Below are 9381 nucleotides of genomic sequence, written 5' to 3'. Positions count from 1 at the left end.
GTCCCGCGCGCACCAGCTCCACCATCTGCCGGCGAAACTCCGGCGGATAGTTGTTCGGCACAGTGAACTCCTTCTTCTGGGAACCAGGGTTCCTCAGAGATCAGGTGTCCACCAAACCGGGGCAACTCCACCCGGGACGCAGGTAGTTTTCCTGGCTACGAGCCTTGTTCTCCTGCAAGCCCATTGCTTTGACGTGAGCCTGCCGTTGTGTGCACGCCGCGTTCTTCCCCTCCACACACAGCGTCCCATGCGGCCTGCTGAGGGGTCTTTACCGCAGAGCGGCCTGATCGCCCTGCGAACGCTCAGCTCAGCAATAGTATTCGCCGTTTTGGCACCGCACAGGGATAAGACGGGCCAGACGGTCAAAAGCGCGGAGGGCTTGATGAAGCTGATCCAGATGGCCTTTCTGGTGCACGGCATCCACCCGACCATGCCACGCCGCCACAAGACCTCGACCACCTCGTGACGTCCCACCTCACCGAAAGCCGGCAGCGGATGGTTCGATGCCCAACGGTCGGGGCCACGTCGCCCCCGAACCGACTTCCAGGCCGGTCACTGCTTGGTGCGGGTGAGCGCGATGATGCTGCCCCGACCTTGACCTTGGTGCTGGCCTGGTGAGACTGCTTGGCGACCGTCCAGTTCGCCGGGATGAGGATCATCGTGTCGAGTTGGTCCTGTGAGCCGAACCTGGTGGTCCTCCCACCGCCGACGTCCTCGAGCGGCTGCGGCAGGTCCCAGTCCCATGTGTCGTCACGGCCTTGCAAGCAGACCCGTCGCATCCCGTTGCGGCGCCCGCCGCGACAGGCACCTCTGCAAGTCTCGACCCATAGCTTCCTACGCATACATACGGCCAGAGAAGCCGGGCTTGATGCATGTGTTTCTAGCAGCACCATCACACGAAGCTCCACATATTGACGTTGAGATGCATATGGTGTTACAAACATATGAATCCGCGTGGGAGCACCCCGACACCGCGCGGCGTGAGGTAGCGCGATCACCGAACTGCGCAACGGCATTGCACCGTGGCGTGGTCCCGCCCCGATCAGGTCTTGAGCTTCAGCGACCCACGTCGGCCGGCGGGACTGTCCCGGCGATCGCGTGGACGTGACACCGAGGAGTGACGATGCATCGGATCCCGCTGCCGCCTGGTTTCCTGTGGGGCGCCGCCACGTCGGCGCATCAGACGGAGGGGGCCAACGAGAACAGCGACTGGTGGGCCTTGGAGAACATGCCGGGTTCCTTCTGCGAAGAACCCAGTGGGCCAGCCGTGGACAGCTTCCATCGGTGGGGCGAGGACATGGATCTGGCAGCCGATGTGGGCCTGCGCGACTACCGCTTCAGCATCGAGTGGGCGCGCATCGAACCAGAACCGGGCGTGTTCTCGGGGGAGGCTCTGGAGCATTACCGGCACATGATCGAGGGAGCACTCCACCGTGGTCTGCGTCCATTGGTGACCCTCCACCACTTCACCTGTCCCGCGTGGTTCACAGGCGGCTGGGCCGATCCGGCGGCACCAGATCTCTTCGCCCGCTACGTGGCTCAGGTGGCCGGGATCCTCGAGGACGTCGAGCACGTGGGAACGATCAACGAACCGAACGTGGTAGCGGCCTTCCCCCGGCTCCTCGCCCAAGGACCGGATGGGCTTGCCAAGGGCCTTCCCGAGCCGGTGGAGGCTATCGCGCAAGGGCTCGTCTCCGCGCATCGCCAGGCCCGGCACGTTCTGCGGGCGGCACTCCCCGAAGTCCGAGTCGGCTGGTCCATTTCAGTTCAGGACTATCAGCCGGATCTCCCAGCAGTCGCGGCGGCTGCCGCGTACCTGTATCCGCGCCAGACCCGCTTTCTCCTGGAGTCGCGCGATGACGACTGGGTCGGAGTGCAGGCGTACACCCGGATCCGTCTTGTACTGGACGGAGATGTCGTGCGACCGGCCGCCCCCGGTTCGTCGGCACAGCGCACGCAAACCGGCTGGGAGTACTATCCCGCGGCCTTGGGCGGAGCGGTTCGGGAGGCGGCCCGCGTCGTGGGAGCTGTTCCTGTCATCGTCACCGAGAACGGCGTGGCGACCGGCGACGACGACCAACGCATCGCTTATACCCACGGAGCGTTGATCGCGCTGGCGGCGGCGCTGGATGACGGGATCGACGTTCGGGGCTACTTCCACTGGAGCCTGCTCGACAACTACGAGTGGGGTAGCTGGGGTCCGACGTTCGGCCTTGTCTCTGTCGACCGCGGCACCTTTGTGAGGTCACCGAAACCGTCGTTGGCGTGGCTGGGCAAGGTCGGCACGTCGGGGCTCATCCCATCCCTGGAGCCGATCGGCAGAGCGAACGATGAGTAGCTGCTGCAATCCAGAGCGGGAGCCCTCGGCGGCGCCAGTACCGCGTATGGCTACGTTGTCTGAGCGCCACAGCGGGTCGAGGGCAGGGCACGGTTACGTTGACCTACCAGGCGGAGACTTCGCCATGGGCGACGCCTTCGCGGAAGGCTACCCGTCCGACGGGGAGCGGCCAGTGCACCGCGTCACGGTCAGCGGCTTCACAATCAGCTCGACCACGGTGACCAATCAGGAGTTCGCCGTCTTCGCCGGGGCGACCGGGTATCGAACCGAAGCCGAGCGGTACGGCTCGTCCGCCGTCTTCCACTCCGCGCTTCGCGCGCCAGCAGGCGACGTCCTGGGCGCGGCCGCGGGTGCCGCCTGGTGGCTCAACGTACGGCGCGCCGACTGGTGTCACCCCGCCGGCCGGAACTCGCACTGGACCGACGTGCCCGATCATCCAGTCGTGCACGTCTCCTGGCGGGATGCGGTGGCCTACTGCGAGTGGGCTGGCGCGCGCCTACCTACGGAGGCCGAGTGGGAATATGCGGGGCGTGGCGGCCACCAGGGACGCCGGTTCCCGTGGGGGCAGGAACTCGCGCCCGAGGGAACGGACCTCTGCAACATCTGGCACGGCGAGTTCCCCACCCACAACACCTTGAGCGATGGATTTCTCACCACCGCGCCGGTCCGGTCGTTTCCCCCCAACGACTTCGGCCTGTACGAAATGACCGGCAACGTCTGGGAGTGGTGCGCGGACTGGTTCTCCGTCTCCTATTACCAACACTCGCCACTCCATGACCCCCGTGGCCCGCTCTCCGGCAGCGCGCGGGTCACCAGAGGTGGCTCCTACCTATGTCACCGCTCGTACTGCCACCGGTATCGGGTGGCGGCGCGCTCACGGAACACCCCCGAATCCTCCACGGGCAACTGCGGGTTCCGCGTCGTGCGGGCATCGCCGCTACCCGCCAGGTAACCCGCTTGCGAGGCAAGGATCAACGATGACCCCGAACATTCTGCTCATCACCGCCGATGATCTCGACGCCTCCGTTGCCGGATGCTTCGGCGGCACCGCGAATGCCACACCGCGTCTCGACCGCCTGGCCGCCGAGGGGATGCGATTCCTGCGCGCCCACGTGCCCGTCGCCGTGTGCCAGCCAAGCCGCTCGGCTCTGATGACGGGCCGGCGCCCGCATCGCAACGGCGCGCAGGGCTTCGAACCGATCCTCGATGATGTGCCCGTCCTGCCGGATCTGCTCCGGCCGGTCGGCTACCGCTTCGGCATCCTCGGCAAAGTCAGTCACCTCACTCCGCAGGAACGATTCCACTGGGACACCATTCGCACCGCGGATCAGCTGGGTACGGGACGAGATCCACAAGCGTACGCGCGGGCCACCGCCGAATTCATCGCCGACGCGGCGCAGTCGTCCCGGCCCTGGTTCCTGCTTGCTAATGCCCACGACCCGCACCGCCCATTCCACGACAGCGAGAACGAACACGCGTGGTGGCCCGAGGAGACCAGGACGGACGTGCCACCGCCGTCCAAGGTCTTCGACCCAGAAGAGGCCGATCCCCCAGGGTTCCTGCCCGACCTGGCGCTGGTGCGGAAAGAGTTCGCCGAGTATCTCAGCTCGGCCCGCCGCTGCGACGATGTCGTCGGTGCCGTACTGGACGTCCTCGAGGCCAACAGGCAGGCCGACAACACGCTCGTAATCTTCCTGTCCGACCACGGTATGCCGTTCCCGTTCGCCAAGGCCAACTGCTACGTGCAGAGCACGCGGACGCCCCTGGTCATCAGGTGGCCTGGGCACATCGCCGCCGGTCTCACGGAAGGCTCGCACTTCGTCAGCTCACTTGACCTGTTTCCCACCCTGTGCACGGCCGCGGGCGTCGACGCCGGGCCTGACCTCGACGGCCGCTGCCTCACCTCACTGTTCACCGGCGGTCGACAAGCAGGGCGCGAACACATGGTTACCGTCTTCCACGAGACCGCCGCCAAGGAACGCTTCGAAATGCGCGCGATCCAGACCGCCGAACACCTCTACGTCTGGAACGCCTGGAGCGACGGTGAACGCGCTTACCGCGCGGAGAACATGTTCGGCCACACCTGGCCGGCAATGCTGGAGGAGGGCACCGAGAATTCCGAGATGGCGCGCCGGAACGAGTTCTACCGCACCCGCTGCCCAGAGGAGTTCTACGACCTCACCAGCGACCCCCACGCTCTCGACAACACGGTCGGCACCGGGCGTCACCGCAAGGAACGAGACGAGCTACGGTCGTTGCTCCTAGCGGATCTTCAGTTCCACGGCGATCCACTCGCCGACGCCTTCGCTCGCTTCGAGGCTGAACGACGCACGACCTAGTGACCGCCCCATCTCCAGTACACGCAAGGGAACAGCAAAGTTGCTCGAATACGTCATTCTCGGTTTGCTCGGACTCCGCCCATTCTCCGGCTACGACATGCGGAAATGGATGGAGGGCAAAGGTCAGTACGTGGGGTACGGCGTGCAACTGCCGCAGATCTACCGGACCCTCGCGAAACTCGTCGACCGGGGCTGGGTCGAGTTCCAGGTCGATCCCCGCGAGGGGAAGCCGGATGCCAAGCTCTATCGACTGACTGATATAGGCCGGCAGGAGCTCGCGGCCTGGGCGCGTTCTCCGTACGAGCCGTCGCCCCGGCCCATGGATCCCGACTTCATGGTGCGGTTCGTCATCGGTGGGGCCCTGGGCCGCGACATCGCCATCGCACTGTTGCGAACCGAGCTCGACTACCGCCGAGCGCAGGCGTCCAACCAGGACTGGCTGGACTTCGCCCAGGCCCCATTCGAGCCCGTGTCAGAGGTGGACGAGGCATGGGTCCGGGAACTGCACTGGACCGCGCACGAGCGCGGTTACGCCTCTACGGCCGCCTACATCGCCTGGCTCGAGCTCACGCTGGCGCGCCTCGAGATCGCTGACGGCACCACCCCAACGCGAGAACCCCGCTGAAGGAAGGCACGACATGCGAATCATCTACGTGGATGTCGATACTCTACGTGCCGATCACACCCAACCCTACGGATATCACCGGCCCACCACCCCACACCTGCAAGAGCTGGCCGAACGCGGCGTCGTCTTCGACCGCTACTACTGCTCCGACTCGCCGTGCCTGCCCTCCCGTACCGCGCTCACCTCGGGTCAGTTCGGCATCACCAACGGAGTCATCGGCCACTTCGGGGAGGCCGCCCGTTTCCGGCTCGATCCGGGCCACGGCACCGAACCCGACCGTCCGCTGCTGGGGCAGCACCTGCAGCGGCATGGTGTGTACACGGCGGCCGTCTCCATGTTCGCGGAGCGGCACCGCGCCTATCACTTTCTGGGCAACTTCCGTGAGTCCATCCGGGCCACCGGAGAGCTCAACGACGAGCAGGCGCACGACGTCAACGCCACCGCCATGGACTGGATCCGGCGCCACGCGCACGAGGACAACTGGTATCTGCACGCGACGTACTGGGAGCCGCACACCCCCTACCTGCAACCAGCGGCATGGACCCAGAAGGCCGCCGATTCCGGTCCTGCCCCGCAATGGCCCGACGCGGAGACCATCACCGGCCACGCCGAAATCTACGGCCCACGCAGCGCCCTCGACCTGCACTACAGCGTCTTCCCGCAAGGCAGTCCCAATGCCAACATGCCGGAGGCGATCCGCGACCGCGCCGACTTCGAGCACCTCGTCAACGGCTTCGACGGCTCGATCATGTATTGGGACCATTACTTCGGCCAGCTGTTGGCGCTGCTTGACGAGCTCGGCATCGCCGAGGAGACGGCCGTCATCGTCAGCGCCGATCACGGCGAATCGCTCGGCGAGAACGGCTCCTACGCCGAGCACGGCCTGGCCAACGAACCGACCCAACGCCTGCCGTTGGTGATCTACTGGCCCGGCGTGACCGACGACCTCCCGGCGGAGCGCCGCCGCTGCGATGCCCTGCTGTACAACATCGACCTGGCCCCGACGCTCTGCGAGCTGCTCTCACTCCCGACGCCCGACGGCTGGCAGGGCACGTCCTTCGCGGACGCGGTACGCGGTGCGGAACACCCCTCACGTCCCTACCTCGTCCTCGGCCACGGCGCGCACACCTATCAGCGCGCGGTCCGCACGCGAGACCACCTCTACATCCGCACCTACCACCCCGGATGTTTCCGCGCCGAGCCGGAACAACTCTTCCATGTCGCCAAGGACCCGCACCTCACCCAGGACGTCTTGGCCGACGAGCCGGACCTCGCCGCCGCGATGCGCAACCACCTGCAGGAATGGTGGCACACCTACGCGGGCGCTCCCGGCAGCCTGCCAGACCCCATGCAAACGACATTGCAGGTCGGGCCCACCCACTACAACGACCCCACGCGGTACATCGCCCACCTGCGCGACACTGGCCGCGCCCATCTGGCCGACCATCTCGAGCAGCGACTGCGAAGACCCGCCTCGACGGTCCCCGTCTCCTGGCACGCTCAGATCGCACCGCAGACCGAGGAGCTCGTCCTGCGGTACGTCATGGACCGCCGCCGGTGAGACACGTCGAAGACCCTGACGACAGGGTTGCCACCGCACCCCCGGCCTCGTCGGCGGGCAACATCGGGGCCCTCCTCCTGATCGCGAACCTCGGCTGGGCCGTACCCTCGGTGGCTGGGGCGACCCTGCTGCAGGCGCTGGTCGCCGACATCGACCCAGCACGGAAGATCGCCTTCTACGGCCTGCTGTCCACTGTCGGTGCCGCATGCGCGAGCCTCGGCATGATCGCCTCCGGCACCCTGTCCGACCGCACACGCAGCAGGTTCGGCCAACGCAAGCCCTGGATCCTCGGTGGCGGGCTAATCGCCGCCGCGTCGCTGAGCGCGGTCGGTCTCTTCACCTACACGCCTGCCATCCTGACGCTGTACGCCCTCTATCACCTCGGGCAAAGCGCCATGCACGGGGCGCTGTTCGCCCTCGTACCCGATCTCGTGGACCGGGCCCGCTACGGTCGCGTCTCAGGTTTGGCCGGCCTCGGACTGCTGCTCGGACAGACGCTCGGAGGCTTCGCCGCCGCGTCGTTCCTCACCCTGCCCGCCCAGGGACTGGTCGTCCTTCCGTGGATCACCGCGCTCGTCGCCATCCTCACCGTCAGCAAACTGCCCTCCAGCCGTCCCGGCGTTCAGCCCTCTCGGCCGAACCCGCCTCCCTCGATCGGGGCGGCCTTCAAATTGCCGAAGGACGCCGACTTCTGGCGTGCCTTCGCCGGCCGATTCCTCTTCCTGCTCGCCTTCTACCTGATCCTTTCGTACCACCTGTACGTGCTCACCGATTACTTCCACGTCGCGGCCGAACACACCGGACGCGTCTTCGCATCGCTCACCCTGGTCTTCGCCGTGGGAGCCGCCGTATGCGTAGCGCTTTCCGGTAGCTGGTCCGACCGCATGGGCCGCCGCAAACCCCTCGTCGTCGGCTCGTCTGTCCTGCTCGCCGCCGCCGTCCTACCACCCGCGTTGAGCGACCAGCTGCCCTCGTTCTATGCGTTCTTCGGTCTCGCCGGCCTAGCGTTCGGCACCTACCTTGCCGTCGACCAGGCGCTGATGGCCGACATCCTTCCCGAACGCGCCAACACCGCCAGGGATCTGGCCGTGCTCAACGTCGCCAACAGCCTCCCGCATGTTCTGGCCCCCGGCATCGCGGGGCTCATCGTCACTGCCACCGGCTACGCCGGCATCTTCGTCGCAGCGTCCGTCGCGGCCGTTCTCTCGGCCATAGCCGTGCAGGCCATGAAGACCATCGACTAGCGCCACCATCCCTACGCAAGGACGTGTCAACGATGAGACTTCACCCAGTCCTTCGCCTTCTCATCCCGGCCGTCACCAGACGTCTGACCAAAGTGTCGCAGCCGTCCGCCACCGAACGACCGGCCAAGCCCGCGGAAGCCGTATACGGCCCCCTGGTTCAGAAACCACCGGTCGACGTAACTGTCACCACCCTCCGCATTCCCCACCCCGACGAAGGCAGCGATATCGAAGCCCGCGTGTACCGGCCCGGCGCGACCGCCAGCCCGGACCAGGCACGGGCGGCGCTCGTGTACTTCCACGGCGGAGGCTGGTGGCAAGGTTCGCTCGAGACATCCCACTCGCACTGCGCCCACCTGGCCAAGCTCGCCGACGCCGTCGTCATCAGCGTGGCCTACCGCCTGATCCCCGAGCACCCGTTCCCCGCCAACCTGCGCGACTGCTACACCGCATTCACATGGACGGCGGAGCACGCCAACCACCTCGGCGTCGATCCGTCCCTCATCGCCGTCGGCGGCACCAGCTCAGGTGCCAACCTCGCCGCCGCCGTAGCCCTGCGCGCCCGCGACGAGGACGGCCCGGCGATCGCGCTGCAGCTGCTGGAGATCCCCGTCCTGGACATCACCGCACCACCGCAAGCGCCGGCGGACGCACCATCCTGGTATCACGTCATGGTCGACCAGGCGCGGCAAACCTTCGACCGGTACGCCGGCTCGGGAGCACGACCGGAGGATCCCCTCGTATCGCCGCTTCTGGCCGAGAGCCTTCAAGGCCTCCCTCCCACCGTCATCCTCGCCAACGAGCTGGACGTGGTGCTCGACCACGCCGTCCGCTACGCAGACCGGCTCCGGGAGGCGGCCGTACCGGTCACGCTGACCGTCTACCCGGGACTCGCACACGGAATGCAGGCCTTCACCAGGATCCTGCCAGTCGGACGGCGCTTCCGCGCGGAGGCGGCCCGCGCGCTCTCCGCTCTGTACGAACGCCGCATCCGTCGTGTCAGCGACCGAGAAGGGAGAGCGTAGTCGATCTGACTCGCCGCAAACGGTCAGCGTAGGTCCAGAGCGAGTTCTAGGCGCAGGTATGCGTCGCCCCAGGCGTGCTCGGTCACCTGGTCACGGTCGCGGGTCAGCGTCGCCGCGAAGGCCGTGACAGCCCGCGCGACGCGGTGCACTCCGAGCGCGGTCAACGGCTATGCCGCTGCGGCGAGCCGGGCGCCGTACGTCGGGGGCAGGTGGCACCGGAGAGGCCCTCGTTTTGGAGTTGCCGCAGGTGGC

Annotated in this window: 9 protein-coding genes; 8 read left to right on the top strand and 1 reads right to left on the bottom strand. The window is 66.8% G+C overall.

Translation table 11 applies throughout. The features are described from left to right. The first annotated feature begins 247 nt into the window (after nucleotides 1-247). The 8 genes from ACSDR0_RS42160 to ACSDR0_RS42125 all read left to right on the top strand — a co-directional run bounded on the left by ACSDR0_RS42160 (nucleotide 248) and on the right by ACSDR0_RS42125 (nucleotide 9129). Nucleotides 248-466, top strand: a complete 219-nt coding sequence (locus ACSDR0_RS42160) for a hypothetical protein (RefSeq protein ID WP_435294582.1) — start codon at nucleotides 248-250, stop codon at nucleotides 464-466. 657 nt (nucleotides 467-1123) lie between these two features. After that, nucleotides 1124-2338: a family 1 glycosylhydrolase gene (locus ACSDR0_RS42155; RefSeq protein WP_435294581.1), complete on the top strand. Its 1215-nt coding sequence runs from the start codon at nucleotides 1124-1126 to the stop codon at nucleotides 2336-2338. Continuing rightward, nucleotides 2331-3290, top strand: coding sequence for a formylglycine-generating enzyme family protein (locus ACSDR0_RS42150; protein WP_435294580.1), 960 nt, complete (start codon nucleotides 2331-2333; stop codon nucleotides 3288-3290). Before ACSDR0_RS42155 ends, ACSDR0_RS42150 begins: the two co-directional genes overlap by 8 nt. 25 nt (nucleotides 3291-3315) lie before the next feature. Beyond that, nucleotides 3316-4677 (top strand): sulfatase family protein, encoded by a 1362-nt coding sequence (locus ACSDR0_RS42145; protein WP_435294579.1) that lies wholly within the window; start codon nucleotides 3316-3318, stop codon nucleotides 4675-4677. Nucleotides 4678-4717: 40 nt separating this feature from the next. Next, nucleotides 4718-5302, top strand: coding sequence for a PadR family transcriptional regulator (locus ACSDR0_RS42140; protein ID WP_435294578.1), 585 nt, complete (start codon nucleotides 4718-4720; stop codon nucleotides 5300-5302). 13 nt (nucleotides 5303-5315) lie between these two features. Next, complete coding sequence (locus tag ACSDR0_RS42135) at nucleotides 5316-6863, top strand: sulfatase family protein (RefSeq protein ID WP_435294577.1); 1548 nt, start codon at nucleotides 5316-5318, stop codon at nucleotides 6861-6863. Next, entirely contained in the window at nucleotides 6860-8107 is a 1248-nt protein-coding gene (locus ACSDR0_RS42130; RefSeq protein ID WP_435294576.1) for an MFS transporter, read from the top strand. The genes ACSDR0_RS42135 and ACSDR0_RS42130 overlap by 4 nt, the downstream gene beginning before the upstream one ends. Before the next feature lie 32 nt (nucleotides 8108-8139). Continuing rightward, nucleotides 8140-9129, top strand: a complete 990-nt coding sequence (locus tag ACSDR0_RS42125) for an alpha/beta hydrolase (RefSeq protein ID WP_435294575.1) — start codon at nucleotides 8140-8142, stop codon at nucleotides 9127-9129. 23 nt (nucleotides 9130-9152) lie between these two features. Here ACSDR0_RS42125 and ACSDR0_RS42120 read toward each other — a convergent pair whose 3' ends face one another. Continuing rightward, complete coding sequence (locus tag ACSDR0_RS42120; protein WP_435294574.1) at nucleotides 9153-9293, bottom strand: hypothetical protein; 141 nt, start codon at nucleotides 9291-9293, stop codon at nucleotides 9153-9155. Nucleotides 9294-9381: the final 88 nt, after the last annotated feature.

Origin of the sequence: Streptosporangium sp. G11, from assembly GCF_051192615.1 — a bacterium.
Taxonomy (GTDB): Bacteria; Actinomycetota; Actinomycetes; order Streptosporangiales; family Streptosporangiaceae; genus Streptosporangium.
This window is presented reverse-complemented; position numbering and strand designations above follow the sequence as displayed.

Bases quoted from the DNA above. Each gene is read 5' to 3' on its own strand.
- ACSDR0_RS42160 (WP_435294582.1), top strand. From the start codon at position 248: ATGCGGCCTGCTGAGGGGTCTTTACCGCAGAGCGGCCTGATCGCCCTG.
- ACSDR0_RS42135 (WP_435294577.1), top strand. From the start codon at position 5,316: ATGCGAATCATCTACGTGGATGTCGATACTCTACGTGCCGATCACACC.
- ACSDR0_RS42125 (WP_435294575.1), top strand. From the start codon at position 8,140: ATGAGACTTCACCCAGTCCTTCGCCTTCTCATCCCGGCCGTCACCAGA.
- ACSDR0_RS42150 (WP_435294580.1), top strand. From the start codon at position 2,331: ATGAGTAGCTGCTGCAATCCAGAGCGGGAGCCCTCGGCGGCGCCAGTA.
- ACSDR0_RS42145 (WP_435294579.1), top strand. From the start codon at position 3,316: ATGACCCCGAACATTCTGCTCATCACCGCCGATGATCTCGACGCCTCC.
- ACSDR0_RS42155 (WP_435294581.1), top strand. From the start codon at position 1,124: ATGCATCGGATCCCGCTGCCGCCTGGTTTCCTGTGGGGCGCCGCCACG.